Origin of the sequence: Mycolicibacterium peregrinum (assembly GCF_001665625.1) — a bacterium.
Classification (GTDB): Bacteria; Actinomycetota; Actinomycetes; order Mycobacteriales; family Mycobacteriaceae; genus Mycobacterium; species Mycobacterium peregrinum_B.
Genome location: NZ_LZSY01000102.1, coordinates 50,445 through 76,485 on the forward strand (window position 1 = coordinate 50,445; position 26,041 = coordinate 76,485).

A 26,041-nucleotide genomic window follows, 5' to 3' on the forward strand; every position below is an offset into this window, starting at 1 on the left:
TCATGACAACTATGCCGACCGAGACCCCGAGAACCGGGGTTGTGCAACACATCTCACGCCTGGCTGCATTCGCGGTGTCCGCCGATGCCCGCCCGGCCCGGCTGGGTTTCCTGGGCGCCGCTGTACTGACCATCGGCGGCCTGGGCTCGGGCAGCACCCGGATACACGACCCGCTCCTTGAGTCGCTGCATCTGTCCTGGCTGCGATTCGGGCACGGCCTCGTGCTGTCCTCGATCCTGCTGTGGGTCGGCGTCGCCATGATGCTGATCGCCTGGCTCTGGCTGGGCCGGCGCGTGATCGACCGCACCGCCACCGTCTACACCATGGTGGCCACGACGGGTTTCTGGCTCGCGCCATTGCTGCTGAGTGTGCCGCTGTTCAGCCGTGACACCTACTCGTACCTCGCGCAGGGCGCACTGTTGCGCGACGGCTTCGACCCGTACGTGGTGGGGCCGGTGGAGAATCCGAACGTCCTGCTGGACAACGTGAGCCCGATCTGGACGACTACCACCGCGCCCTACGGACCGGCCTTCATCCTGGTCGCCAAGTTCGTCACGATGCTGGTCCGCGACGACGTCGTGGCCGGCACCATGTTGCTGCGGCTATGCATGCTGCCCGGTCTGGTGTTGCTGATCTGGGCGACCCAGCGCGTCGCGCGGCACATCGGCGCGAGCCCCGCCGCTGCCCTGTGGGTTTGCGTGCTCAACCCGCTGGTGATCATCCACCTGATGGGCGGCGTGCACAACGAGATGCTGATGGTCGGGCTCATGATGGCCGGCATCGCACTGACGTTCCGACAACACCCGGTCTGGGGTGTCGGCCTGATCGCCATGGCCGTCGCAGTCAAAGCAACCGCGGGACTTGCACTTCCGTTCATCGTGTGGGTGTGGGCACGGCAACTGCGCGACCGCCACGACCACTCACCGGTGCGGGCATTCGTCCTGGCCACCGCCGCCTCCATGGCGATCCTCGCCGCGGTGTTCGCGGTGATGTCGTGGCTCGCCGGAGTCGGCCTCGGCTGGCTCTCGGCCCTTGCTGCCGGCAACGTCAAGATCATCAACTGGCTCACGGTCCCCACGGCCGCCGCCAACCTGATCAACGCCATCGGCGGCCTGATCTTCCCGGTCAACTTCTACGCCGTGCTCGAGGTCACCCGCATCATCGGCATCCTGACGATCGTGATCGCGCTGCCGCTGTTGTGGTGGCGCTACCGGCACACCGACCGCGAAGCCCTCACCGGAACCGCCCTGGCCATGGCTGTGGTCGTGTTGTTCGTCCCCGCTGCGCTGCCCTGGTACTACACCTGGCCGCTGGCCGTGGCGGCCGCCCTGATCCAGACCCGACCGGCCATCGCGGTGGTGGCCGGGCTGTCCACCTGGATCATGGTGATGTGGAAACCCGATGGGGCCCACGGCATGTACTCGTGGGCACACGTCCTGCTGACCACGGCATGCGCAGTGGTGGCGTGGTATTCGCTGTACCGCGCACCCGAGCGGCCTGCGGCTGAGCCGGCGGCCGAAAACCAGCCGTCAGTAACCTAGCGCCTGCGCGCGACGCAGCACCTCGCGTGCCTGGTGGGAATGCAGGGCGTCGACCGGGCGGGCATTGGCCACCTGCTCGGTGCGTCCGTCGGCGGTGATCGTCAGCGACTCGTCCGGGGTGAACAACCAGCGCACGATCTCGGTGTCGCGGTAACCACCGTCGCGCAGCACCACCAGCAGGCCGGGCAGATGCTTGACCACGTGGCCCTTGTCATCGAAGAAGATCTGCGGCACCACCATGACGCGGTCACGGCGCACGGCGATCAACTGGCCGTCGCGCAATTGTTGATGCACCTTGGTGACCGGGATGCCGAGCAAACCCGACACCGTCGGTAGGTCGTAGACGGGCTCGTCGGGGTCCAAGACATCATCGGCGACCGGAATGCTGCTCACCGCACTGATTCTAGGACCATGGCTGCAACTCGTAACATGTGTCCGGTGGAGCAGCAATCGGATCCACTCGTCGGCACTATGCTCGACGGGCGCTATCGCGTGGAGACCACCATCGCCACCGGTGGTATGTCCACGGTCTATCGCGGCCTCGACGTCCGCCTGGACCGCCCCGTGGCGCTGAAGGTGATGGACTCCCGCTACAGCGGCGACAGCCACTTCCTGACCAGGTTCGGGCGCGAGGCGAAGGCCGTGGCCCGGTTGAAGGATCCTGGGCTGGTCGCGGTCTACGACCAGGGCGGCGGAGGCTCCGGAACGTCCCACCAACCACCTTTCCTCGTCATGGAACTCATCGAGGGCGGCACGCTGCGCGAGCTGCTGGCCGAACGCGGCCCGATGCCCCCGCACGCGGTCGCCGCGGTGCTGGCTCCCGTGCTCGGCGGGCTCGCAGTCGCACACCGCGCCGGCCTCGTGCACCGCGACATCAAGCCCGAGAACGTCCTGATCTCCGACGACGGCGAGGTCAAGATCGCCGATTTCGGTCTGGTGCGCGCCGTCGCCGAGGCCAAGATCACCTCGACCAGCGTGATCCTGGGTACTGCGGCCTACCTGTCCCCCGAGCAGGTCAGTACCGGCGACGCCGATCCGCGCAGCGACGTGTACGCCGTCGGCATCCTCACCTACGAACTGCTCACGGGAGTCACCCCGTTCACCGGAGACTCGGCGCTCACCGTGGCATACCAGCGCATGGACAACGATGTACCGGCGCCGAGCGGGGTGATCGCAGGGGTACCAACGCAATTCGACCAGTTCGTGCGCCGCGCCACGGCACGCGATCCGGGGCAGCGCTTCGCCGACGCCGACGAGATGCGGGCGGAATTGACCGAGATCGTCGACGACCTCGGGCTGCCGGCATTCCGGGTGCCCGCACCGCAACATTCGGCGCAGCACCTGGCCGCCACCCGCGTGCATGATCTCGGTGACGGCGCCGGCGGTCGGGCGGAGAGCGCCACCGTCGTGACGGCCGCACCGCCGCCCCCGCCGATGGCCCCACCGGTCGCCCCCGCACCGCGCCAACCCACCCGGGAGATCACCCGCGACCAGCACGACTGGGCGCCGATCCCGGCCGGTCCCGAAGACGCCGAATACTCTTTCGAGGCAGGGCAATTCGCCGGCATCGAGATGAGCGAGTTCCAGTGGGCCCGGCAGCGCGCCAAACGGGCGCTGGCGTTCTGGGTGATCGCGGTCCTCACCCTGACGGGCCTCGTGGCCGCCGCAGCATGGACGCTGGGCAGCCACGTCGGCGTCTTGTTATAGCCGGGCGACAGCCCGTATTAGCTAGCCGCGCAGCATCTCCGCGACCAGGAACGCCAACTCCAGACTCTGCTGGGTGTTGAGTCTCGGATCGCACGCGGTCTCGTAGCGGCCGGCCAGATCCGAATCGGAGATGTCCTGCGCCCCACCGAGGCACTCGGTGACGTTCTCACCGGTGATCTCGACGTGGATGCCTCCGGGGTGGGTGCCCAGGGTGTGGTGCACCTCGAAGAACCCCTGCACCTCGTCGACGATGCGGTCGAAGTGGCGGGTCTTGTACCCGGTCGACGACTCGTGGGTGTTGCCGTGCATCGGGTCGCACTGCCAAATCACCTGATGGCCCGTGGCCTGGACCTTCTCGATGATCGGCGGCAGCAGATCGCGCACCTTGTTGTTGCCCATGCGCGTCACCAGGGTCAGTCGGCCTGCCTCGTTGTTCGGATCCAGGCGCTCGACGTACTCGACAGCCATCTCCGGCGTGGTCGTCGGCCCCAGCTTGATCCCGATCGGGTTGGCGATCACCTCGGCCAGTGCCACATGGGCCCCGTCGAGCTGACGCGTGCGCTCACCGATCCAGAGGTAGTGCGCGGACTGGTTGTACAGCTTGCGCGGCCCGTCCGGGTTCTCCGCAGGATCGGCCAGCCGCAGCATCGCGCGCTCATAGTCGATCACCAGCGCCTCGTGGCTGGCGAAGATGTCGGCAGTCTGCAGGTTACGGTCTGCCACCCCGCAGGCAGACATGAACTTCAGGCCCCGGTCGATCTCCCCGGCCAACGCCTCGTACCGGGCGCCGGCGGGCGAGGTCCGGACGAACTCGCGGTTCCAGTTGTGCACCAGGTCCAACGACGCCAGCCCGGACGAGGTCAGCGCGCGCACCAGGTTCATCGCGGCGCTGGCATTGGCGTAGGCCCGCACCAACCGCGACGGATCATGCTCGCGCACCGCGGCATCCGGCGCGAAGCCGTTGATCATGTCACCTCGGTAGGACCTCAGGCCGAGCGCGTCCAGATCCGCCGACCGCGGCTTGGCGTACTGGCCGGCGATACGGGCCACCTTGACCACCGGCATGCTGGCGCCGTAGGTCAGCACCACCGCCATCTGCAGCAGGGTGCGGATGTTGGCCCGGATGTGCGGCTCGGTGTTGTCGACGAACGTCTCGGCGCAGTCGCCGCCCTGCAGCAGGAAGGCCTCGCCGCGGGCGACGTCGGCCAACAGGCCCTTGAGCTTCTCGATCTCCGACGGCACGGTGACCGGAGGCACGCTCTCCAGCACGGTACGCATGGCCTTGGCCGCGTCCGGGTCCCAGCTGGGCTGCTGCACGGCCGGCTTGGCCAGCGCCGCATCGAGCCGTTGACGCAGCTCGTCGGTCAGCGGAGGCAGTGGTGGCAGCTGGTCGATGGGGATGTCGACGGTCCAGTTCACCCGTTCATGGTAGCCGCCGGTGAACGGCCGTTTTCAGGGCTTTGTCAGCCGGGTTGCCGCGCCGGCCTGAGCCCCTCACCCGTCATCAGCTGGAAACGGTGCAGATTGTGCCGTGCGTCGACGAGCGCGTCGTGCGCATCGGTCGGTCGCGCCGGCATCCGCGGTGACCCACGCTCCTCCCAGAACTGCCGCAGCTCACGGGTGAACCGCGGCATCGCCGGAGGCAGGTCGGTCATCGGCCCCCACAGCTGACACAGCACCACGTGGTCATAGGCGCCCACCCAGGCCCACAGCTCGATCGGTTCATCACCGTCGATGTCGAAGAAATCCTCCAGCTCCGACCGGATCTGCCGCCGTGACCGCCACAGCTTCGACGACGGCGACGGCAGCTTGGGCAATACGTGTTTGCGCACCCACCGACCGGCCCGGTCCGGATTGAATTCCGTCGAGATCGCGTAGTACTCACGGCCGTCCTCGGCTGCCACGCCGATCGAGATCAGGTCGATGGTGTGACCGTCGTCGATGAACTCGGTGTCGTAGAAGTAGCGCATCAACCAATCCGTCCTGCCCGCTCGTCCGTCTTCGCCGCCGCGGTCGACACCGGTGCGGGGGCCGCGTGGATCTCGCGATCCAGTTGCGCATCGACGGTGGCATCGTCGGGGAACTTCGGCATCCCGGTGATCGCGTCCTGCAACCACAGCTTTGCCTGCACCACTGGCCGGCGCAGCCAGCGCTCCCGCTCCAGTGCACGGTGCATCTTGCGCGGATGTCCGGTGTAGCGCCAGCGCGCCCACGGTGCATGCGGCCGCGACAGCCGAACCGCCCCCACGAACAACAACGGGGTAATGAACATGCCCACCAATCCAGTCCACACCTTGCCTTTGAGCAGAACCACCACCGCCAGCAGCAGGGTCAGCACCGCCACCCCGACCACGAGCACGCGCATGGCCGCCGACTGGTCCTCGCGCCAGATACCGATATCAAAGAATGACAGCGGATTGAAACCCAGGATCAACAACCCGGCCACCGCGACCGCGGCGAACACCGCATCCACCGACGTGCGGCCGTCCTCGGCCCAGTACACGTCAGACAGATGCAGGATCAGTGCGAACTCGTCGAGTACCAGGGCCGCCCCGATTCCGAAGAACACCGCAGCCACCGTGAACTCGGGTACACCGCCGTTGACCGCGAGCGTCACCATCGTCACGCCCGACACCAGCACCAGCACGACGCCGATCACCATGTGGTGGATGTGTACCGAACCGTGTCCCATGTTGCGGGGCTGCCACCACCTGGGCGGCCGTTCGCTGCCGGCATTGCGGCGGATGTAACGCACCACGATGCGGGTCACGAAGAACGTCAGAATGAACGCCACCAGGCAGCACAGCAGCGGCAGGCGATCGCGCGTGAGGAATTCGAGGTGAACGGTCGCGTGCACGGACAGAGAACTTACGCCGACCTGCGCGCGTCGCGAGTGCGGATGCGCCCTCTTCGGGTTGCCCCCGATAGTCTGTTGAGGACATGAGTAAGCGGCAGTCGCCCGGCGGGGCTGGTTGGGCACCGACGATCGGGTGGCGGCTTTTTCAGTTGCTCACAGCAGCCGGGTTGATCCTGGTCGGCTGGAAGCTTCTGGGGCACGTGCCCTATCGCATCGACATCGACGTATATCGGATGGGCGGGCGGGCGTGGCTGGACAACCAGCCGCTGTACGCCGACGGTGCCATTTTCCACACGCAGGGCGGCCTCGACCTGCCGTTCACCTATCCCCCGCTCGCGGCGATCATGTTCGCCCCGTTCGCCTGGCTCTCGTTACCGGCGGCGAGCGTGGCGATCACAGCCACCACACTGGTGCTGCTGATCGTCTCGATGGTGATCGTGCTGACCCGGCTGAACGTCTGGCCCGACACGGCCATCACCTCCGAGCCGGCCTGGCTGCGGCGCTGCTGGCTGGCCGCCGCGCTCGTGGCGCCCGCGGTCATCTGGCTGGAGCCGATCCGGTCGAACTTCGAGTTCGGGCAGATCAACGTGGTGCTGATGACGCTCGTCGTCGCCGACTGCGTTCCGCGCCGCACGCCGTGGCCGCGCGGTGTGCTGCTGGGCTTGGCGATCGCGCTCAAACTCACCCCCGCGGTGTTCCTGCTGTACTTCCTGTTGCGCCGCGACGTCCACACGCTGCTGCGGACCGCCGCGGCTGCGGTGGTGGCGACGCTGGCCGGGTTTGTCCTCGCCTGGACGGACTCGATCGAGTACTGGACCGAGACGGTGCGCAACACCGACCGGATCGGTACGGCCACGCTCAACACCAACCAGAACATCGCAGGCACGCTGGCCCGGCTCGGCCTGTCCGAGGGGCCGCGGTTCGCCCTGTGGGTCGTGGCCTGCTTCGCGGTGTTGGCGCTGACGGTGTGGGCGGCCCGACGGGTCCTGCGCTCGGGCGCCGATGAGGCCCCGGTGGTCGCACTGATCTGCGTCGCCATGTTCGGCCTGGTGGTGTCGCCGGTGTCGTGGTCACATCACTGGGTCTGGACCCTGCCGACCCTGTTGGTGACCGGTGTGCTCGCCTTCCGGATGCGCAAGATCCCCCTGGCCGCGCTGTCGCTGGCCCTGGTGACCCTGATCGGCCTCGCCCTGATGGTGTGGACGCCCATCGCATTGTTGACGCCCCACCACGAGACCGCCGCATCGTTGATTCGGCAGCTGGCCGGTGACGCCTACCTTTGGTGGGCACTCGCGGTCATCGCGGTCATCGGCTTGGCCTGCACCGCCCGGGCGGGTCAGACCAGCGCCGAGCCCGCCGCCCCGCTGGTCCGGTTGACCGGGGGCGAAGCGGCCTAACCCGCTGCGGCGTGCGGAAGTCGGGACGCCGGCTTGGTGGTGTCGACCGGCTGACCGTTGGTCTGCTGAGCGCGCTCCTTGATGGCGGCGGCGTAGATGTCGACATACTCCTGACCGGAGAGGTCCATCAGGTCGTACATGACCTCGTCGATCACGGCGCGCTCGATGAAGCGGTTGCCTGCCAGGCCGTCGAACCGGCTGAAGTCCATGGGCTTGCCGAACCTGACCTCGACCCGGCCGAACCGCAGCCCTTTCGATCCCGGCGGGTTCACCACGTCGGTACCGACCATGGCCACCGGGATCACCGGCACGCCGGTCTCGAGGGCCAGCCGGGCCAGTCCGGTCTTGCCCTTGTACAGGCGGCCGTCGGGTGAGCGGGTGCCCTCGGGATACATGCCGAGCAGCTTGCCCTCGCCGAGGATCCGCGCGCCGGTGTTCAGTGCGGCCTGCGCCGAATCCGCGTCGGTGCGGTCGATCGGCACCTGGCCGACGACGGTGTAGAACCAGGCCAGGAACCGGCCCTTGATCCCGGTGCCGGTGAAGTACTCCTGCTTGGCCAGGAACGTGATGCGGCGGCTGACCACGAGCGGCAGGTAGAAGCTGTCCATCACCGCCAGGTGGTTACTGGCCAGGATGGCCGGACCGTCGGTCGGAACATGTTCCAGCCCAGTGATTTTCGGCCGGCCGAGGAGGGCCAGCAAGGGGCCCAACAGGATGTACTTGAACAGCCAATACCACATGGACCCTCCACCTTGTGCGCACCGCGCAATGCTCTGCGACAACTGTACCCAGGCCATGTTGTGGCTACCACATCAAGCCCTGAACGCCGGCTGAGTCTCAGCGGTACAGCAAACTGCTCAGTCTGCTCAATCTTCTACGGTGACCGGGATGTGCTGGTAGCGGCCCGGAGGCGGCGGGGGCGGGTTATCGTCGGGCGGCGGCACGTCCGGTCCCCCGTCGGGTGACGGGCTACCTCCCTCGGCACCCCTATCTCCGTCGTCGTCGCGTTCATCATCGAGGACCGCCCGGATCACCGTCAGCAGCGCCACGCTGTGCTCGGCGATGACCGTCAGCAGCGGATGCTGCTCGCCGTTGACGACCGCAGCGAGCGCACACACCGGGCACCACACCTGCTGGCACTTGCCCGGGGCGCTGTCGGCCGACGCCGCGAAGTTGGCCGCTGCCAACCGCACCGCCGGATCCAGCCGGTCGAGGATTTCCTGCGCCAATTGCCGCAGCTCCGAACCCAGCTCGGGATGAGACCCCGTCATGCCGGCCACACCTCCGGGTTCGGACGAAAACGTACGGTCAGCTCGCCACCGCGCAGTTGGGCATCCGTCACGATGCACCGACGCAGGACGGAGGCCAGCCGCACGCGGCGGCGCATGCCTGCGACGCCGATGATCAAGTCGTCATCGACGCGGCCCAGCGTGAGGCCGGCCGAATCGATCTGCGGCAACTCTAGCCGCAATCGGTACACCGCTTCGAGTCCAGACCCCGACTCCCGATCAACTATGGGCCGCAGCGGTCCCGGCGGCGGTGATCCGTCGCGCCGTCGCGCGCTGTCGATCAGCTCCCCCAGCGCCTTGGGACCGATCGGTTCGCCCGGCACGTGCGGTACGAGCACCAGTTGCACGTCGCCGATCGTGGCGTCGAGCTCGTCGAGCACGGTCTGCTGCTCGGCGATCCGCTCGCTGTACCAGTCGAAGGCGGGGTGTGCCGGAAGGTTCTGGTACTCGAACGAATCATCTTGTACCAAAATCTGATTGACGATGATCTCGCCCACCTCGACGCCCATCAGGGCAAGCGATCCAAGGGTCCGGGAGGCTTCGGCGGCCACCACCCGCTCCGGGGTGAGCACCAGATGCGCGCTCACCCGTGAACCGTCGGTGAGCAAGGTGCCGAGCCGGCGGATACCGGCATCCACCTGTTCGATCATGGCCACGATGGCCGCACTGACCGCGTCCGGTGAACCCGACAGCCTGCGGTGCCGCGGCCAGGCTCGCTCCAGATAAAGGCCGAACGTCTCGGGCAGCGTCAGCATCCGCAGTGCATCAGCGGTCGAGGCGCAGTCCACGACCACATGATCCCAACGACCGGATTCGGCGAGCTCACCCACCTCGTGCAACCCGAGCACTTCCTGGATTCCCGGTAGCGCCGAAAGTTCCTCTGGGGCAACATCTCCCAGGTCCGACTCGGGGAACCGGGCCGCCAACGGACCGGCCGTGGAGGCCCAGCGCGCACCCAGCAGGGCCAGCGTGTCCAACGCGAGGGCGTCCAGTACACCGCCCACGCCGGTCAGTCCCGTGTCCAGGTCACTGAGCACCCGGGTGGGCGCGCGCTCCCCGGTGGGAGCCAGTGCGATCCCGAGGACATCGCCGGTCGAATGCGCCTGATCGGTGGACACGATCAGTACCCGCCGGCCGGCAGCGGCGTCGCGAACCGCGGTGGCTGTTGCCAGCGTCGACTTACCTACGCCGCCCTTGCCGACGAAAAGGCTGATCCTCGCAGGAGAAGGTGTGCTCCCATCCGGCGAAGTCACTCAGCCTCGGCTCGTTTCTTGAGGTCCTTGAGCGCCGTGTCGGTGAGCCTGCGCTCAGCCTTGCGCTTGAGCAACCCGATCATCGGGATGATGAGGTCGACCGACAACTCGTAGGTGACCTCCGTGCCGGATCCCTTGGGCGCCAAGCGGTATGCCCCCTCGAGCGACCGCAGTAACGAACTGGACACCAAGGACCAGGTCACCGAGGTGCGATCAGCGGGCCACACGTAGGCCAGCACCATCGTGTCCTTGAGCACCGCAGCGTCGAGCACCAATCTGGCCGTCTTGGGATTGCCCTGCGCGTCGGTCTCCAGGACCTCGGCTTCCTTGTACTCGGCGACCCATTGCGGATACGAGCCGATATCGGCGATGACATCCATCACCGTCACCGGATCGGCGTCGATGTAGATGGTCTGTGTCGTCTTGTCGGCCACCGCATCGCCCTATCTCCCCGCACGCGGGGTTCCCCTACTTCCCCCGCCCCGCGGGGGTGCTCTGGCTCTCGCCGAGAAATCTACCCTCCCGCAGATAGACCCGGTCAAACACGCCAGACGTCAGGCCAGTCGGGACACCCCGACCGGGCGCGCCGACTCCAGCCGCTGCTTGATCCCGAAGGCCATCGCCTTGCCCGCCACGCGGCGCTGGTGGTTCATCTTTGCCAGATCCATATCGGCCAACTGCTTTGCCGTGGCGCCGGACGGTTCGGCGTGCAGGAAGTAATGCAGCACCACACCGTCCATCACCTCCTCCAGCCAGACCTCCATGGTGCCGGTCAACGCACCGGTCACATTCCAGCGGTGGCCCTTCTCGGCGCGGTCCTCGACGACCTTGAGCACCAGGTCGGGCCACCACCGCCGCCAGCTGGCGGGGTCGGCGACCGCGGCGCCCACGGCGACCGGATCGGCGCAGACGAATGTCTCGTCGGCGATCTGAATGCTGTTCATCGCGGACAAGCTTCACACATGCGTGATCGTCTGCCTACCGCGGCCGACTAGGCTGACGCGCAAAGCCGGTACCACAAGCCTGGAGGGCAAAGATCGTGCGTGAGTCAATGCGGGAGTACAGCGTGCCCGCGTCTTTCACCGTCGCCGAGCACGACAGCATCGTCGCTTCGGTATCCGCGCACGCGGCTGAGAGCCCTGACCACGTCATCTTCCGGCGCCTGGTCGACGGCGCGTGGACCGACGTGACCTGCGCCGAAGCAGCCGAACAGATCCGCTCGGTCGCCTTGGGCCTGATCGCCGAGGGTATCCAGGCCGGCGATCGCGTGGCGATCATCTCGGCCACCCGCTACGAGTGGCCGATCATCGACTTCGCGATCCTGTCGGTCGGTGCGGTCACCGTGCCGATCTACGAGACCTCCTCGGCCGAGCAGGTGCGGTTCGTCCTCGACAATTCCGCGGCCAAGATCATCTTCGCCGAGACCGACGCACACGCCGAGACCGTCGAACAGCTCCACGGCCAGCTGCCCGAGCTGCGCAAGGTGCTGCGGATCGACGGCACCGGGACCCCCGCGCTGGAGGCCATGGCCGAGGCCGGTAAGTCGGCCGACGCCGCCGAGCTCGACAAGCGACTGGCCGGCATCCGCTCGGCCGATCCGGCCACCCTGATCTACACCTCGGGCACCACCGGCCAGCCCAAGGGCTGCCAGCTGACCCACTCGAACCTGCTCTACGAGATCCGGGGCGCCAAGGCGTGCTTCCCCACCGAGCTGGCCCCGGGTGAGCGGATGCTCGTGTTCCTGCCGCTGGCCCACGTGCTGGCCCGGGCCATCACCATCGCGGCCTTCACCAACAAGGTCACCCTCGGCTTCACCAGTGACATCAAGAACCTGGTCCCGACCTTCGGCGTGTTCAAGCCGACGCTGGTCGTCTCGGTACCCCGCGTGTTCGAGAAGGTCTACAACACTGCCGAGCAGAACGCCCGCAACGACGGCAAGGGCAAGATCTTCGCGATTGCCGCCGACACGGCGATCGAGTGGAGCAAGGCCCAGGACGAAAAGGGCACAGCTGGTGCGTCCTTGTTCCTCCGCGCCAAGCATGCCCTGTTCGACAAGCTGGTCTACGGCAAGCTGCGGGCGGCCCTCGGCGGTGAATGCCGGGCGGCGATCTCCGGCGGCGCACCGCTGGGCGCTCGGCTGGGTCACTTCTATCGCGGTGTGGGGCTGAGCATCTACGAGGGCTACGGCCTCACCGAGACCAGCGCGGCCATCACCGTGAACCGGGTCAACGAACTCAAGGTCGGCTCGGTCGGCAAGCTGATGCCCGGCAACAGCATGCGTATCGCCGAGGACGGTGAGCTCCTGGTCAAGGGCGGCGTGGTGTTCAGCGGCTACTGGGGCAACGAAACCGAGACCAACGCCGTTTTCACCGACGGCTGGTTCCACACCGGCGACCTCGGCGCCATCGACGACGACGGCTTCCTGACCATCGTCGGGCGCAAGAAGGAAATCATCGTCACCGCCGGCGGCAAGAACGTCGCCCCCGCGCTGCTCGAGGACCGTCTGCGGGCCCATCCGTTGATCAGCCAGGCCATGGCCGTCGGCGATCAACAGCCGTTCATCGCCGCGCTCATCACCATCGACCCGGAGGCGTTCCCGGGTTGGAAGCAGCGCAACGGCAAGGACGCCGGCGCCTCGGTCGGCGATCTCGCCGACGATCCGGACCTGCTGGCCGAGATCGACCTGGCGGTCAAGGACGCCAATCAGGCGGTGTCGCATGCCGAGTCGATCCGCAAGTTCCGGATCCTGCCCGTCGACTTCACCGAGGACACCGGTGAGCTGACGCCGACGCTGAAGGTCAAGCGCAAGGTGGTGGCCGAGAAGTTCGCCACCGACATCGCGGCGCTGTACGGCTGAGGCGGGCTAGGGCTGAACCCGGTTCAGCCCGACAGCAGCCCGGTCAGCCGGGCGCCCTGCGAGCGCCACTGCCAGTTGTCGACGGCCCAGTGCCGCCCCGCCACACCCATCGCGGCGGCGCGGCCCGGGTCGGCCAGTAAGTCGGAAACGGCGGACGCCACGGCTCCAACATCATTGCCGTCCACGACGGTGCCGGTCTGACCGTCCAGCACTGTTTCCGGTGCCCCGCCGGAGGTTCCGGCGACCACCGGCACGCCGCACGCCGAGGCCTCCAGGTAGACGATGCCCAGCCCCTCGACGTCCAGTCCCGCTCCGCGAGTACGGCACGGCATGGCGAAGACGTCGGCCATCGCATGGTGCGCGGGCAGTTCCGCACCCGGCACGGCACCGGTGAAGAGGACGTCGGCGGCCACATCGTGCGTGTGCACGAGTTGTCTGAGGGTCGGCAGATACGGTCCCCCGCCGACGATGACCAGGGCGGCGTCGGGGATGCGACGCCGGATCGCGGGCCAGGCGCGGATGAGCATGTCCTGGCCCTTCCGTGGCACCAGGCGGGACAGGCAGACCACCACCGGTCGTTGGCCCAGCCCGTACCGCTCGCGCAGCTCGGCCCGGGCCACCGGGTCGGGCACGAAGCGGTCGGTGTCGACTCCGGGCGACAGACGTTCCAACGCTGCGTGGGGACCGAACGCCGAGGCGAACCTGCCGCGGGTGTAGCGGCTGATGAACGTCACGACGTCGGCGTCATCTCCGATGCGGCGCAGGGCGCTCCGCGCCACCGGCAGCATCGACCAGCCGACCTCGTGGCCGTGGGTGCTTGCGACCACTCTGGTGGCTCCGGCGCGCCGGGCCAGCGGGCCCAGCAGCGCCAACGGGGCGGCCGCCCCGAACCACACCGTCTCGATATCGTGCTCGGCGATCAACCGCTGCATGCGCGTCGCCACCATCGGCTCGGGAATCATCAGGGTGGTCGGGTGCCGCACCACCCGGTACCCGGCGGCCGCGTCGTAATCTGCGCAGCCCTTCCACTTCGGCGCATACACCGTCAGCTGGTGCGAGCCGTCGCGGATCAGCTCTCCGACGAATGCCTCCAGGTATGACTGGATCCCGCCGCGTCGCGGTGGAAAGTCGTTGGTGACCAGCAAAACCCGCGTCATCGCGCTATCCCCGCCCGTTTGCCGTCCATCGGCGACAGGCTATCCGGTCAGCCAACGGCGCCAACCGGCAACTACGGCATCGAGGTCGGCGCCAAGGGTTTCCCGGAGCGCAGTGGCCACATCCGGGTGGCCGGGTTCGCAGGCACGCAGGTACAGCTCACGCAGCTTGCCGATGCCGTAGGCGTCCGCGACATAACGGCTGAACCACCATGCCCGGTCGTAGGCCAGACTGCGGGCGGCGCCGGGTGTGTCGAGATCGGCATCGGTGGGCAGCTGGGCCAGCTCGCCGGCCCGGGATGGACCGGGCACCGGCGCGGGTGGCCTTCCGACGTAGTCGGCTACTCCCTCGGTGAGCCAGCGAGGCGCGTCGGCCGCGGTCCGCGAGCGCGCCGCGTAATGGAACAGCTCATGGCGCAACACGATTCGTAACGCAGCCGGGCTCATGCCGGCAGCCCCGGGGGCGAACATGATCCGCTGCCTGGTGGTGGTCGCGGCGATGTCGGCGGCTCCGCCGGCCAGCACCCGGAACTGTTCATCGGAGCCTGCGACTGCGATCTCGATGTCGCGCGGCCAGTCCGGGCCCCAGAACGCCGTCACCGCATCAGCGGCCGCACCGAGTTCGGGGCCGAGACGGTCCAGCAGGGCCGAAGATTGCGGCCCCCCGAGGGCCAGCAGCAGAGCGGTGCGCCCGTCGGGCAGCACCATCGAGGTGACGGGCTCCGGCGGTACCGAGGCAGCAGGAGGCGGCGCAGCCGGCAGCGGCGGCGAGGGTGACGCCGACTGCCAGAGCAGCGCGGCCGCCAACGCCAGCTCCACCAGCAGGACCGCTACCAGCAGACGCCTGCGGGCGTTCAGGGTGAAACCGCTGTCGGAATTCTCAGTACCGACGGACGTTGTAGATCGGCGCATTGTTGACCGGGGCGACCCTGACCGGGGTGCCATAGGTCGACGCGTGCACCATCATTCCGTCGCCGATGTAGATGCCCACGTGGGAGGCGTCGGAGTAGTAGGTCACCACATCACCCGGCTGCATCGAATCTGACGAGACGGGCTGACCGCCGCGGGCCATGGCCTGGCTCGAATGCGGCAGGGAAATGCCGGCGTGCTGGAACGCCCACATCACCAGACCAGAGCAGTCGAAGGAGCTGGGTCCGGCCGCGCCCCAGGAGTACGGCGAGCCGATGCGGCTCAGTGCGGCCTGGATGACGGTGCCGGAATGTCCGTCGCCGCCACCCGGGAGTGCGCCTTCCGGCGGGGCCACGTCACCGGGCGGAATGCCGTTCGGCGGATCGGCCAACACGGCGGGATCCTGCGCCGGCGGCAACGCCTCGGGGGCGGGCACCGGCGGGGCCGGCGGCAGGGCGTTCATCGCTTCCCGCTGGGCCGGGCTCAGGGCCTGGTACTGCGACTTCACGATCGCGATCTGTACCTGCAGCTGGCTTTGCTTGGATTGCAGGTCGGCGCGCACAGCGGCAGCCTGCTCGGCGGCGGTCTTGGCGTCGGCGGCCGATTTCGCCGATTCACGCTCGGCCACCGCGGCCTTCTCGCCCACCGAACGGAAGTTCTTCATCTGCGCCGACATCTCGGTCGCCATCACCCGCTGCACGGCGAGCTGCTCGATCAGCTGCTGCGGCGAGCCCGCCGTCAGGATCGCGTCGACGCCGGAGGTGCGGCCGCCCATGTACTGGGCCGCAGCTACTTTGTTGACCGAAGTCTGAAAGGTTGCCAGCTGCGACTTGGCCTCGTCGACCGTCGCGGCGTCTTCGGCGTGCTTGCGCTCCGCAGTCTCTTGTGCGGCAACCTTGTTGTTCAGGTCAAGCTGCGCCGAGTGCATGGCCTCGGTGGTCTGCTCCGCCTGACGGGACAACTCGTTGAGCTTTGCCATCGCATCGTCGGCGGGATCGGCCTGCGAACTCGCGGCCATCAATCCGGATATCAAGGCCAAGCTCGCTATGACACCTACAACGGGTCGCTTGAAACGACTTGTGGGCCGGTGCGCGCGCTCGTGCCTCAAGTTTTTGTCCTCACAACTGGCGATGGCGAGCCGCCTCGAACTGCTCTTAGGTCTCAGATAGGTTACGAAACGGCATCGGCCTTGTCCAACAGAAGCTGCAAATTTAACAGCCCACCCGGAATATTTTCCTGTGCACGAAGCGCTGCGTGTCGTCAGGCGACTCCAGATCTGCCGTTCCGGTGAATGGGCACGAGCCGCAGCCGCGGCGCAAGGCCCACGTCAGCGAGCACTTCCAGCGCCTGACGCTCGTCATCCAGCAAAGTTTCGGGAACCCCGAGCAGAACACTGACGACGCAGTCCTGGCAGCCGGGCCCGCGTACCGCGCAATCGTCGCAGTCGATGGTCACGCTGCCGATGTCGGGCTCATGGGGGTAGGGCTCGTCGGCGTAGAACCAGTTGTCCTGGCGCACTCCGCTCATCTTGACCGTCCTCTCGATCGGTGTTGGGCGCACGCTATCGGGACGGACCGACAAGTAGCGGCGCGCCGATACGGGGCGACACGCGGACAGCCGGCCTCAGATTGTCGGGGGCAGTGCCTACCGTCATCGACATGGGCCAGCGCAAGATCGCCGATGCCGAGCAGCTGGCCTTCGGCTTCGGCTCTGACGGCGCCATGGACGCCCTCTCCCTCGCCGACACCACCTTCGTGGTGGTGGACCTGGAGACCACCGGGGGCCGGGCCACCGCGAAGACACCGGGCGCCGGCTACGACGCCATCACCGAGATCGGCGCGGTCAAGATCCGCGGCGGCGAGGTGCTCGGCGAGTTGGCGACGCTCGTCGATCCCGGCCGCGCCATCCCACCGCAGATCGTCGAGCTCACCGGGATCACCACGGCGATGGTGCGCGACGCACCGAAGATCGACAGCGTCCTCCCCATGTTTCTGGAGTTCTCCCGGGGTGCGGTGCTGGTCGCCCACAACGCCGGCTTCGACGTCGGTTTCCTGCGGGCGGCCGCCCAACGTGCGGAGCTCGGCTGGCCGCGGCCTCCGGTGCTGTGCACGGTCAAACTCGCCCGCCGCGTACTCACCCGGGACGAGGCGCCCAGCGTGAAGCTGTCGGCCCTGGCCCGCCTGTTCGGGGCGTCCACGACACCCACCCACCGCGCCCTCGACGACGCCCGTGCCACCGTCGACGTCCTGCACGGGCTGATCGAGCGGGTCGGCAACCAGGGCATCCACACCTTCGCCGACCTGAAGAACTATCTGCCCGACGTCACACCGGCCCAGCGGCGCAACCGCTCACTGGCCGACCGGCTGCCCAACCGTCCCGGCGTGTACCTGTTCCGCGGGCCCTCCGACGAGGTGCTCTACGTGGGCACCGCAGTCGATCTGCGACGCCGGGTCCGCCAGTACTTCACCGGTGCCGACCCGCGGACCCGAATGAAGGAGATGGCCTCGCTGGCGCGCGCCGTCGACCATGTCGAATGCGCCCACGATCTGGAGGCCGGGGTCCGCGAGCTCCGATTGCTCGCGGCGCACGCACCGCCGTACAACCGGCGCTCCAAGTACCCACAGCGGTGGTGGTGGGTGGCCCTCACCGACGAGGCTTTCCCACGACTGTCGGCGGTGCGAAACCCTGGGCACCGCACCGCTTTCGGACCGTTCTCGGCCCGGTCCGACGCCATCCAGTCGGCGGCGCTACTGGCCCGGTTCACCGGGGTGCGGACCTGCACGGCCCGCTTCGGCGCGGCAGCCACGCACCGTTGTCCCGAGGTCGAACTCTCCCCGTGCCCGGCACCGCAGGACACCGGCGCCGCGCAGTACGCGGCGGCGGTGCAACGTGCCACCGACCTGATCGACGGCACCGACCACAGTGCGTTGGCGGCCACGCTCACCCATATCGGCGAGGTCGCGACAGCCCGCCGGTACGAGACCGCAGCCCGGTTGCGCGATCACGCCGCGGTCGCCATCGAGGCACTGTGGCGGGGGCAGCGGTTGCGCGCCCTGGCCGATCTCCCCGAACTCGTTGCCGCCCGCGCCGACGGCAACGGTGGCTGGAATTTCGCGGTGATCCGCCATGGGCAACTGGCCGGGGCGGGCACAGCCGTGCGCGGGGTTCCACCGATGCCGGTGGTCGACGCGATCTGTGCTGCCGCGCAGGTGATCCTGCCCACCGCAACACCTTTGGGTGGCGCGCTCGTGGAGGAGACTGCGCTCATCGCCCGCTGGCTGGCCGCACCCGGGGTTCGCATCGTGCGTGCCGACACCGGCTACGCGACGCCGATCGGGGCGGCGGGTCGCTACGCACCGTGGGCTGCCACCGCCCGTTCGGCCCGACTGGCCGCGGCCCAGCAGCAGAACTCAGAACTGCAGGCTGAACCGCACCCAACGCGCGAGCAGTTGTTCGGCCGCGCCCGAGTCGATCGCCGCGACGGCCCGCTCCAGACCGGCCTCCCACGCCGGCACCCACTTGGCGTCGCTGGCTAGCCCGGCATGGGCGACCATGGCGCCGGCCGCATTGAGCACCACCGCGTCACGCACCGGTCCCTTGGCGCCGCCCAGCACGGCCCGCGCCTCGGCGGCGTTGGCCGTGGCGTCACCGCCCACCAACTCCCTGATGTCCGCGCGCTTGAAGCCGAAGGCCGCCGGGTCGAACTTCAGCCGGTCCACCGTCCCGGCCTGGACGCGCCAGATGGTGCTGGTGGTCGTCGTGGTGAGCTCGTCGAGACCGTCGTCGCCGTGCACCACCAGCACGCTGGAACCACGGGCGGCGTAGACCCCGGCCATCACCTCGGCCAGGTCATCGAATGCGCAGCCGATCAGCCCGGCGCGCGGCCCGGCCGGATTGGTGAGCGGCCCAAGCAGATTGAAGACCGTGGGAACCCCGATCTCCCGGCGCACCACCGAGGCGTGGCGATATGACGGGTGGAACTGCGGCGCGAAGGCGAACCCGATGCCCACCTCGGCGACACTGCGCGCCACCTCGTCGGGGCCCAGGTCGATCCGTACCCCGAGCGCCTCCAGGGTGTCCGCGCCACCCGACAGTGACGACGCCGCCCGGTTGCCGTGCTTGATCACCGGCACGCCGCAGGCCGCCACCACGATGGCCGCCATGGTCGACAGGTTCACCGTGTTGGCCCCGTCGCCGCCGGTCCCCACGATGTCGACGGTCTCGTGACCGATCTGATCGGTGGGCACCCGACGGGCGTGCGACAGCATGATGTCGGCCAACTCCCCGACCTCCGCCGAGGTAGGCCGCTTCATCTTCATCGCCACCGCGAACCCGGCGATCTGAGCCGGGGTCGCGACCCCGGTCATGATCTGGTCCATGGCCCAACCCGCATAACCGTTCGGCAGGCTCTGCTCGGTGGTCAGGCGCCCGAGAATGAGCGGCCACGACGGTGCCGCCACAGAGCCGGACGACGATGCGGATAGCGGTGAAGATGCAGGAGCCACCGCCGAATGCTATCGCTGGGCGGGACTCGTCTCCGGGGCGAGGGGAACCCAACGCGACACGAATCCGACCAATTGCTCGACCCGGGTGGAGTTCGACAACTACAAAGCGTCATACTTGCGGATGTGACGAGCGCTGTAGGTACCTCGGGAACGGCAATAACGTCGCGCGTTCATTCGCTGAACAGACCGAACATGGTCAGTGTCGGCACCATCGTGTGGCTTTCCAGTGAACTCATGTTCTTTGCTGGACTCTTCGCGATGTATTTCACCGCGCGCGCCCAAGCCGGTGGCGACTGGCCGCCCGAGCCGACCGAACTCAATTTGGCCCTTGCTGTTCCGGTGACGCTGGTTCTGATCGCGTCATCCTTCACCTGCCAGATGGGCGTGTTCGCCGCCGAGCGCGGCGACGTGTTCGGGCTGCGCCGGTGGTATGTGATCACTTTCCTGATGGGCCTGTTCTTCGTACTGGGCCAGGGATACGAGTACATCCACCTGGTCGAGCACGGCACCACCATCCCGGGCAGCGCCTACGGATCGGTCTTCTATCTCGCGACCGGTTTCCACGGCCTGCACGTCATCGGCGGACTTGTTGCGTTCATCTTGCTGCTGGCCCGCACCAAGATGAGTAAATTCACGCCCGCGCAGGCCACCGCGGCGATCGTCGTCTCGTACTACTGGCACTTCGTCGACATCGTCTGGATTGCGCTGTTCGCCACCATCTACTTCGTCCGCTGATCGGCCGGCCGATGTTCGATTCGATGAGAAGGGGTTCGATGACCAGCAAGTCGCGCCGACGACTGCGCCGACGACTGTCAGCAGGTCTCCTGCTGTTGGTCGGCCTGTCAGTCGCAGGTGGTGTTGCGGCCACGCTGACACCCACACCGCAGGTCGCAGTCGCCGACGAATCTCAGTCGGCTCTGCTGCGCACCGGTAAGCAACTGTTCGACACGTCGTGCGTTTCGTGCCACGGCGCCAACCTGCAGGGTGTGCCCGACCGTGGGCCCAGCCTGATCGGCACCGGCGAGGCCGCGGTGTACTTCCAGGTGTCGACCGGTCGTATGCCCGCGATGCGCGGTGAGGCCCAGGCACCGTCCAAGCCCGAGCACTTCGACGAGAACCAGATCGACGCTCTAGGCGCCTTCGTTCAGGCCAACGGCGGCGGCCCGACCGTGATCCGCGACGAGCACGGTGGCGTGGCCCAGGAATCGCTGATCGGGTCCGACGTGGCCCGCGGCGGCGACCTGTTCCGGCTGAACTGCGCGTCCTGCCACAACTTCACCGGCAAGGGTGGCGCGCTGTCCTCCGGTAAGTACGCGCCGGACCTCGGTGAGACCGAGCCGGCACAGATCTACACCGCGATGCAGACCGGGCCGCAGAACATGCCCAAGTTCTCCGACCGGCAGCTGTCGCCGGAAGAGAAGCGCGACATCGTCGCCTACGTCCGTGAGTCGGCTCAGACGCCCAGCTACGGCGGATACGGGCTCGGCGGGTTCGGCCCCGCCCCCGAGGGCATGGCGATGTGGATTATCGGAATGGTCGCCGCTATCGGCGTGGCAATGTGGATCGGGGCACGAGCATGACCGACAACACCCCGAAGATTCCGTCCGACGCCGAACTGGCCGAGATGTCGCGTGAGGAGCTCGTCGAGCTCGGCGGCAAGATCGACGGTGTCGAGACCATCTTCAAGGAGCCCCGGTGGCCGGTCCCCGGCACCAAGGCCGAGAAGCGCACCGAGCGGCTGGTCGCGTACTGGCTTCTGCTCGGCGGCATTTCGGGCCTGGCACTGCTGCTGATCTTCCTGTTCTGGCCGTGGGAGTACCAGCCCTTCGGTTCGGAGGGCGAGTTCCTCTACTCACTGGCAACCCCGCTGTACGGCCTGACCTTCGGCCTGTCGATCCTGGCGATCGGCATCGGCGCGGTGTTGTTCCAGAAGAAGTTCATCCCCGAGGAGATCTCGGTCCAGGACCGCCACGACGGGCGTTCCCCCGAGCTCGCCCGCAAGACCATCGCGGCCAACCTGACCGACGCCCTGGAGGGCTCGACCGTCAAGCGCCGCAAGCTCATCGGCTTGTCGCTGGGCATCGGCCTCGGCGCATTCGGGGCCGGCACCCTGGTGGCCTTCATCGGCGGTTTGATCAAGAACCCGTGGAAACCCGTGGTGCCCACCGCGGAAGGCAAGAAGGCCGTGTTGTGGACCTCGGGATGGACGCCCCGATTCCACGGCGAGACCATCTACCTGGCTCGCGCGACCGGACGTCCCGGTTCGTCGCCGTTCGTCAAGATGCGGCCGGAGGATCTCGACGCCGGCGGCATGGAGACGGTCTTCCCCTGGCGCGAGTCTGACGGCGACGGCACCACCGTCGAGTCCGAGCACCACCTCACCGAGATCTCGATGGGTGTGCGTAACCCGGTCATGTTGATCCGCATCAAGCCGGCCGACATGCCCCGCGTGGTCAAGCGAAAAGGCCAGGAGAGCTTCAACTTTGGTGAGCTGTTCGCCTACACCAAGGTCTGCTCGCACCTGGGCTGCCCCTCGTCGCTGTACGAGCAGCAGACCTACCGCATCCTGTGCCCGTGCCACCAGTCGCAGTTCGACGCGTTGCACTTCGCCAAGCCCATATTCGGTCCGGCTGCGCGCGCGTTGGCGCAGCTGCCCATCACCATCGACAAAGACGGCTACCTGGTCGCCAACGGCGACTTCGTCGAACCCGTCGGACCGGCATTCTGGGAGCGCAAATCATGAGCCCTGACCTTGCCAAGATCGCTGCCGCACAGGGCGATGCGATCGATTCCCGTTACCACCCCTCGGCGGCGGTGCGCCGGCAGCTGAACAAGGTGTTCCCCACCCACTGGTCCTTCCTGCTGGGTGAGATCGCGCTGTACAGCTTCATCGTGCTGCTGATCACCGGTGTCTGGCTGACGCTGTTCTTCGATCCGTCGATGGCACACGTCACCTACGACGGTGTGTACCAACCGCTTCGGGGCGTTCAGATGTCGCGGGCCTACGAGTCCGCACTCGACATCAGCTTCGAGGTGCGCGGCGGTCTGTTCGTCCGTCAGATCCACCACTGGGCCGCACTGATGTTCGCCGCGTCGATCATGGTGCACATGGCGCGCATCTTCTTCACCGGTGCGTTCCGCCGCCCGCGTGAGGCCAACTGGGTGATCGGCTCGCTGCTGCTGATCCTGGCGATGTTCGAGGGCTACTTCGGTTACTCGCTGCCCGACGATCTGCTGTCCGGTATCGGTCTGCGCGCCGCGCTGTCGTCGATCACCCTGGGCATGCCGATCATCGGAACCTGGCTGCACTGGGCGCTGTTCGGCGGGGACTTCCCCGGCGAGATCCTGATCCCGCGCCTGTACGCACTGCACATCCTGCTGATCCCGGGCATCATCCTGGCCCTGATCGGCGCGCACATGGCGCTGGTCTGGTTCCAGAAGCACACCCAGTTCCCCGGCCCCGGCCGCACCGAGCACAACGTGGTCGGCGTGCGCGTCATGCCGGTGTTCGCGGTGAAGTCGGGTGCGTTCTTCGCGATGATCACCGGCGTGCTCGGCCTCATGGGCGGTCTGCTGACGATCAACCCGATCTGGAATCTTGGGCCCTACAAGCCGTCTCAGATCTCGGCGGGTAGCCAACCCGACTTCTACATGATGTGGACCGAAGGCCTGGCGCGTATCTGGCCGGCCTGGGAGTTCTACCCGTTCGGTCACACCATCCCCGCGGTGGTCTGGGTCGCATTGATCATGGGCGGTGTGTTCGGTCTGTTGATCGCCTACCCGTTCATCGAGCGGAAGGTCACCGGCGACGACGCCCACCACAACCTGCTGCAGCGTCCGCGTGACGTGCCGGTGCGTACCGCGATCGGCGCCATGGCGATCGCGTTCTACATGGTGCTGACCCTGGCCGCGATGAACGACATCATCGCGCTCAAGTTCCACATCTCGCTGAACGCGACCACGTGGATCGGCCGTATCGGCATGGTGGTGCTGCCGGGCATCGTGTACTTCATCGCCTACCGGTGGGCCATCTCGTTGCAGCGCAGCGACCGTGCGGTGCTGGAGCACGGTATCGAGACCGGCATCATCAAGCGCCTGCCGCACGGTGCCTACGTCGAGCTGCACCAGCCGCTGGGACCGGTGGACGACCACGGTCACCCGATTCCGCTGGAGTACCAGGGCGCTGCCCTGCCGAAGCGGATGAACAAGCTCGGTTCGGCAGGTTCACCGGGCACCGGCAGTTTCCTGTTCGCCGATCCGGCGGTCGAGCACGATGCGCTCACCGAGGCTGCGCATGCCTCTGAGCACAAGGCCCTGACCGCTCTGCGCGAACAGCAGGAGCGAAATGGCAACGGGGAGACCAACGGTCACCACTGACCACTCCCCTAGCCTGACTGACGGCCCGCCGTCGCACCCGAACAATCGCCGCAGCCTCTCGAAAGAGGTTGCGGCGATTGTTTTGTGTGCGGAGGTACGGAGCAGGCGACGACGAGCGCTACGGCCAGGTGCCCTTGGGTCCTGACCTGGGCGCTGGCCCGGCGGCCGGGTGTGTCGTCTGCAATGCCGCTCCTGGGACCGGGGTGTTCTGCAGCGCACCGAGGCACAGGCCCAGACGCCCAGGGAGACAAGGGATGTTGCCCGAGCCGCCCAAGCTGTTGCTCGGGCTGTTCTCCGACCAACAGATCCCGGTGGTCGGGTCCAGAGTGCTGCCTCCCGGACAGGGCGCCGACGTCGCCGACGGAGCCGCCGCCAGAACCGCGGAGGCCAGTATCGTGCTGCACAGCGTCGCCAACAGGAGCTCGGGTGCCCTGGTTCTGATCAACATGTCATGGTCTCCGCTACGGGGTGATCTTGGTCTGCTCGTCGATGACCTTGGCTGCGTCGATCACCACATCCTTCTGTCCCTCGGGGGCCTCGGCGTTGAGTTGCAGCACGAACAGGGCGTCGTTGCCGGGGATGACCACGGTCTTCTGGGCGATCACGCGCGCTTCGCCGTTGTGCGTGTAGGTGCCGGCTGACCGGACCGCCTCGAAGCCGCCCAGCGTGGCCTTCTCGGGGTCCATGACCGACTTGTAGTCCGGCAGGTTCTGCGACATCCCTGGCGCGTACTCAAGGACCTCAGCTGCATCCACGTCGCCGGTCAGCTTCGATGCGATGGCGATGATGGCCGGTGGATCGGCGGGATCCACCGGCTTGTCGTAGACGATGGCGCCGTAGGCCCAGTCGGGCGTCTTGTCCCCCGCGCTGCTCCAGTCCGGAGGGAACGGGAAGTCGAAATCCGGTGTGCCGGGCTCGTCGGGTTTGAACGGCGTCTCGGCGATCTTGTTCTCGGTGATGTAGTCGTTGATCGTCTTGTTCGGACCGGTGATGTTGGGCCGCTCCGCCGCGGCACTCGTGGTCGTCGCCGCCGAGGTGGCACCGGAGGAGGTTGTGGGCTCGGTCTTGGTGTCGGTCCCACAACCGACAAGCGAAATGCCCACGCCGACCGCCACCAAGCCCGCCAAGAGCTTTCTCATGCGCGGCCTCGCCTTCCGTGTCGTTGGCCCCTGTCCGCACCTGGACACCGAGGCTACGCACCGGCCGGCATGTTTCGCAGCAAAACCCGAGATGCTCTGGGCCTCGGGTGAGTTCAGGAGGGCAACGCGTCGAACTGGCGCACCGCCACGATCGGCAGCGCGACGATGCCGACGATGACCACACCGGCCAGGCCATAGAGGCACCACGCCGCCACCTCGCTGCCCGTCGCCATCAGATAGGTGGCCAGCCCGATGGCCGCTGCTCCCAGCCCGATGGCGCAGACGAGCGCGAGGATGCATCGCCGCCACAGCGCCTCGGCCGCCGCGGCGGCGCCGTTGCCCGCTGTGTAGCGGCTCATCTCGATCGGCGCAGCCCGGTAGCTGCCCCCGATCGGGCGTGGTGAGCGGGCCGGCGGCTGGGGCCGGCGTCCGGGCTGGCGGTTGTCGGCCTGAGCTCGGGCCCGCAACAGTAGCGGCACGGCCCCGGCGATCACCAGCACCGACAGACCGATCACGGTGTACAGCACCCAGGGGACGTCAGCATTCTCGGAGCCCTGTGGATGGCTGCGGCCCAGGTCCACCAGGGCGACCACGGCCGCCACTCCGGCACCCAGCGCCGCGAGCCACACCGCGGCGCAGGCGCCCAGCAAAACCCGGTCGGTGGTCTCGAGTTCGCTGATGGGCCCGGACATCAGCAGGCAGTCTGAGCGGAGTTGTTGGCGTTGGACGAGAGCACCGTGCCGTCGCTCGCCGTGATCGAGCAGTTCAGTCTGCTGACCAGGAACAGGCTGGAGGCCTCGACCGAGCCGACGTCCGAGTTGGAGATGGGGGTCATCGTGAAGGTCCACGGGATGTAGACGTTGCGCAGGGTGCGCCGGTTTCCGTTCCCGTCGACGTAGGTGATCGTGATGATGTCACCCGGCGCCTTGGTCCCCGTCACCGAATAGGTCACCTGACGCGGTCCGGCATGCGTCGTGGTGGTGGTCGGCGGGGCCGACGGAGTGCCCTTCGAGGTCTCAGGGGCTGTCGGCGGAGTCGTCTCGGTAACCGTTTGTC

The 26,041-nt window shown here is 67.6% G+C and carries 25 protein-coding genes and 1 pseudogene; 9 read left to right on the top strand and 17 right to left on the bottom strand.

All coding sequences use genetic code 11. The features are described from left to right. Nucleotides 1–2 precede the first annotated feature (2 nt). A complete protein-coding gene (locus A5779_RS14825; protein WP_064883105.1) occupies nucleotides 3–1,541 on the top strand; it encodes an alpha-(1->6)-mannopyranosyltransferase A in 1,539 nt (512 codons plus the stop codon). Here A5779_RS14825 and A5779_RS14830 read toward each other — a convergent pair. Then, nucleotides 1,530–1,934, bottom strand: a complete 405-nt coding sequence (locus A5779_RS14830; RefSeq protein WP_064883107.1) for an Rv2175c family DNA-binding protein — start codon at nucleotides 1,932–1,934, stop codon at nucleotides 1,530–1,532. The two genes, A5779_RS14825 and A5779_RS14830, sit on opposite strands and share 12 nt — an antisense overlap. Nucleotides 1,935–1,970: 36 nt before the next feature. Here A5779_RS14830 and A5779_RS14835 point away from each other — a divergent pair, with 36 nt between their 5' ends. Then, nucleotides 1,971–3,248: a protein kinase domain-containing protein gene (locus A5779_RS14835; RefSeq protein ID WP_064883109.1), complete on the top strand. Its 1,278-nt coding sequence runs from the start codon at nucleotides 1,971–1,973 to the stop codon at nucleotides 3,246–3,248. A gap of 21 nt (nucleotides 3,249–3,269) precedes the next feature. On the opposite strand, the gene A5779_RS14840 is transcribed toward A5779_RS14835, so the two are convergent. From A5779_RS14840 to A5779_RS14850, 3 genes are read right to left on the bottom strand one after another with little or no spacing between them, the layout of a single operon-like run. Next, nucleotides 3,270–4,667, bottom strand: coding sequence for a class II 3-deoxy-7-phosphoheptulonate synthase (locus tag A5779_RS14840; protein WP_064883110.1), 1,398 nt, complete (start codon nucleotides 4,665–4,667; stop codon nucleotides 3,270–3,272). A gap of 44 nt (nucleotides 4,668–4,711) precedes the next feature. Then, nucleotides 4,712–5,218, bottom strand: a complete 507-nt coding sequence (locus A5779_RS14845) for a polyadenylate-specific 3'-exoribonuclease AS (protein ID WP_055115050.1) — start codon at nucleotides 5,216–5,218, stop codon at nucleotides 4,712–4,714. Then, a complete protein-coding gene (locus A5779_RS14850) occupies nucleotides 5,218–6,105 on the bottom strand; it encodes a hypothetical protein (RefSeq protein ID WP_064883112.1) in 888 nt (295 codons plus the stop codon). Before A5779_RS14850 ends, A5779_RS14845 begins: the two co-directional genes overlap by 1 nt. 83 nt (nucleotides 6,106–6,188) lie before the next feature. Here A5779_RS14850 and A5779_RS14855 point away from each other — a divergent pair, with 83 nt between their 5' ends. After that, nucleotides 6,189–7,502 carry a glycosyltransferase 87 family protein gene (locus tag A5779_RS14855; RefSeq protein WP_064883113.1) on the top strand — a complete coding sequence of 438 codons (1,314 nt, stop codon included), beginning with the start codon at nucleotides 6,189–6,191 and terminating at the stop codon, nucleotides 7,500–7,502. Here the strand turns inward: A5779_RS14855 and A5779_RS14860 are convergent. The 5 genes from A5779_RS14860 to A5779_RS14880 form a co-directional block, all read right to left on the bottom strand. Further along, a complete protein-coding gene (locus A5779_RS14860) occupies nucleotides 7,499–8,242 on the bottom strand; it encodes a lysophospholipid acyltransferase family protein (protein WP_064883115.1) in 744 nt (247 codons plus the stop codon). The genes A5779_RS14855 and A5779_RS14860 overlap by 4 nt on opposite strands. 126 nt (nucleotides 8,243–8,368) lie before the next feature. Continuing rightward, a complete protein-coding gene (locus A5779_RS14865) occupies nucleotides 8,369–8,773 on the bottom strand; it encodes a hypothetical protein (RefSeq protein ID WP_064883155.1) in 405 nt (134 codons plus the stop codon). Next, the gene (locus tag A5779_RS14870; protein WP_110777337.1) at nucleotides 8,770–10,044 is read right to left on the bottom strand and encodes an ArsA family ATPase; all 1,275 of its coding nucleotides are present in this window, start codon (nucleotides 10,042–10,044) and stop codon (nucleotides 8,770–8,772) included. Before A5779_RS14870 ends, A5779_RS14865 begins: the two co-directional genes overlap by 4 nt. Then, a complete protein-coding gene (locus A5779_RS14875) occupies nucleotides 10,041–10,478 on the bottom strand; it encodes an SRPBCC family protein (protein WP_064883117.1) in 438 nt (145 codons plus the stop codon). Before A5779_RS14875 ends, A5779_RS14870 begins: the two co-directional genes overlap by 4 nt. Before the next feature lie 120 nt (nucleotides 10,479–10,598). Next, a complete protein-coding gene (locus tag A5779_RS14880; RefSeq protein ID WP_064883120.1) occupies nucleotides 10,599–10,988 on the bottom strand; it encodes a hypothetical protein in 390 nt (129 codons plus the stop codon). A gap of 107 nt (nucleotides 10,989–11,095) precedes the next feature. Here A5779_RS14880 and A5779_RS14885 point away from each other — a divergent pair, with 107 nt between their 5' ends. Then, complete coding sequence (locus A5779_RS14885) at nucleotides 11,096–12,901, top strand: AMP-dependent synthetase/ligase (RefSeq protein ID WP_064883122.1); 1,806 nt, start codon at nucleotides 11,096–11,098, stop codon at nucleotides 12,899–12,901. A gap of 23 nt (nucleotides 12,902–12,924) precedes the next feature. Here A5779_RS14885 and pimB read toward each other — a convergent pair whose 3' ends face one another. The 4 genes from pimB to A5779_RS14905 form a co-directional block, all read right to left on the bottom strand. Beyond that, on the bottom strand, nucleotides 12,925–14,058 hold the full coding sequence (gene pimB, locus A5779_RS14890) for a GDP-mannose-dependent alpha-(1-6)-phosphatidylinositol monomannoside mannosyltransferase (RefSeq protein WP_064883124.1): 1,134 nt from the start codon (nucleotides 14,056–14,058) through the stop codon (nucleotides 12,925–12,927). 39 nt (nucleotides 14,059–14,097) lie between these two features. Then, nucleotides 14,098–14,967, bottom strand: a complete 870-nt coding sequence (locus A5779_RS14895) for a hypothetical protein (RefSeq protein WP_064883126.1) — start codon at nucleotides 14,965–14,967, stop codon at nucleotides 14,098–14,100. Beyond that, nucleotides 14,936–16,072, bottom strand: coding sequence for a peptidoglycan hydrolase RipC (gene ripC, locus A5779_RS14900; RefSeq protein WP_064883128.1), 1,137 nt, complete (start codon nucleotides 16,070–16,072; stop codon nucleotides 14,936–14,938). Before ripC ends, A5779_RS14895 begins: the two co-directional genes overlap by 32 nt. Before the next feature lie 152 nt (nucleotides 16,073–16,224). Then, on the bottom strand, nucleotides 16,225–16,491 hold the full coding sequence (locus A5779_RS14905; RefSeq protein WP_064883131.1) for a hypothetical protein: 267 nt from the start codon (nucleotides 16,489–16,491) through the stop codon (nucleotides 16,225–16,227). Between the two features lie 194 nt (nucleotides 16,492–16,685). Between A5779_RS14905 and A5779_RS14910 the strand changes: the two are divergent. Continuing rightward, nucleotides 16,686–18,437, top strand: a pseudogene (locus tag A5779_RS14910) (DEDD exonuclease domain-containing protein); the annotation flags it as partial. Here the strand turns inward: A5779_RS14910 and trpD are convergent. After that, nucleotides 18,375–19,469 carry an anthranilate phosphoribosyltransferase gene (gene trpD / locus A5779_RS33000; protein ID WP_082941690.1) on the bottom strand — a complete coding sequence of 365 codons (1,095 nt, stop codon included), beginning with the start codon at nucleotides 19,467–19,469 and terminating at the stop codon, nucleotides 18,375–18,377. The pseudogene A5779_RS14910 and the gene trpD overlap by 63 nt on opposite strands. A 123-nt stretch (nucleotides 19,470–19,592) precedes the next feature. On the opposite strand from trpD, the gene ctaE reads away from it, so the two are divergent. The 4 genes from ctaE to qcrB are packed head-to-tail and all read left to right on the top strand — an operon-like array spanning nucleotide 19,593 to nucleotide 23,846. Continuing rightward, a complete protein-coding gene (ctaE, locus tag A5779_RS14930) occupies nucleotides 19,593–20,204 on the top strand; it encodes an aa3-type cytochrome oxidase subunit III (RefSeq protein ID WP_003885537.1) in 612 nt (203 codons plus the stop codon). A gap of 38 nt (nucleotides 20,205–20,242) precedes the next feature. After that, the gene (gene qcrC, locus A5779_RS14935) at nucleotides 20,243–21,049 is read left to right on the top strand and encodes a cytochrome bc1 complex diheme cytochrome c subunit (RefSeq protein WP_082941691.1); all 807 of its coding nucleotides are present in this window, start codon (nucleotides 20,243–20,245) and stop codon (nucleotides 21,047–21,049) included. Further along, complete coding sequence (gene qcrA / locus A5779_RS14940) at nucleotides 21,046–22,212, top strand: cytochrome bc1 complex Rieske iron-sulfur subunit (RefSeq protein ID WP_064883139.1); 1,167 nt, start codon at nucleotides 21,046–21,048, stop codon at nucleotides 22,210–22,212. Before qcrC ends, qcrA begins: the two co-directional genes overlap by 4 nt. Further along, on the top strand, nucleotides 22,209–23,846 hold the full coding sequence (gene qcrB / locus A5779_RS14945; protein WP_044523629.1) for a cytochrome bc1 complex cytochrome b subunit: 1,638 nt from the start codon (nucleotides 22,209–22,211) through the stop codon (nucleotides 23,844–23,846). Before qcrA ends, qcrB begins: the two co-directional genes overlap by 4 nt. Before the next feature lie 461 nt (nucleotides 23,847–24,307). On the opposite strand, the gene lpqN is transcribed toward qcrB, so the two are convergent. From lpqN to A5779_RS14960, 3 genes are all read right to left on the bottom strand, one after another. Then, nucleotides 24,308–24,985, bottom strand: coding sequence for an envelope biogenesis lipoprotein LpqN (lpqN, locus tag A5779_RS14950; protein WP_064883141.1), 678 nt, complete (start codon nucleotides 24,983–24,985; stop codon nucleotides 24,308–24,310). 113 nt (nucleotides 24,986–25,098) lie between these two features. Further along, nucleotides 25,099–25,677 carry a DUF2561 family protein gene (locus A5779_RS14955; protein WP_064883143.1) on the bottom strand — a complete coding sequence of 193 codons (579 nt, stop codon included), beginning with the start codon at nucleotides 25,675–25,677 and terminating at the stop codon, nucleotides 25,099–25,101. Continuing rightward, nucleotides 25,677–26,041, bottom strand: a 365-nt coding sequence (locus A5779_RS14960; protein WP_236734772.1) for an MmpS family transport accessory protein, incomplete at its 5' end; no start/stop codon positions are given. The genes A5779_RS14960 and A5779_RS14955, both read right to left, overlap by 1 nt.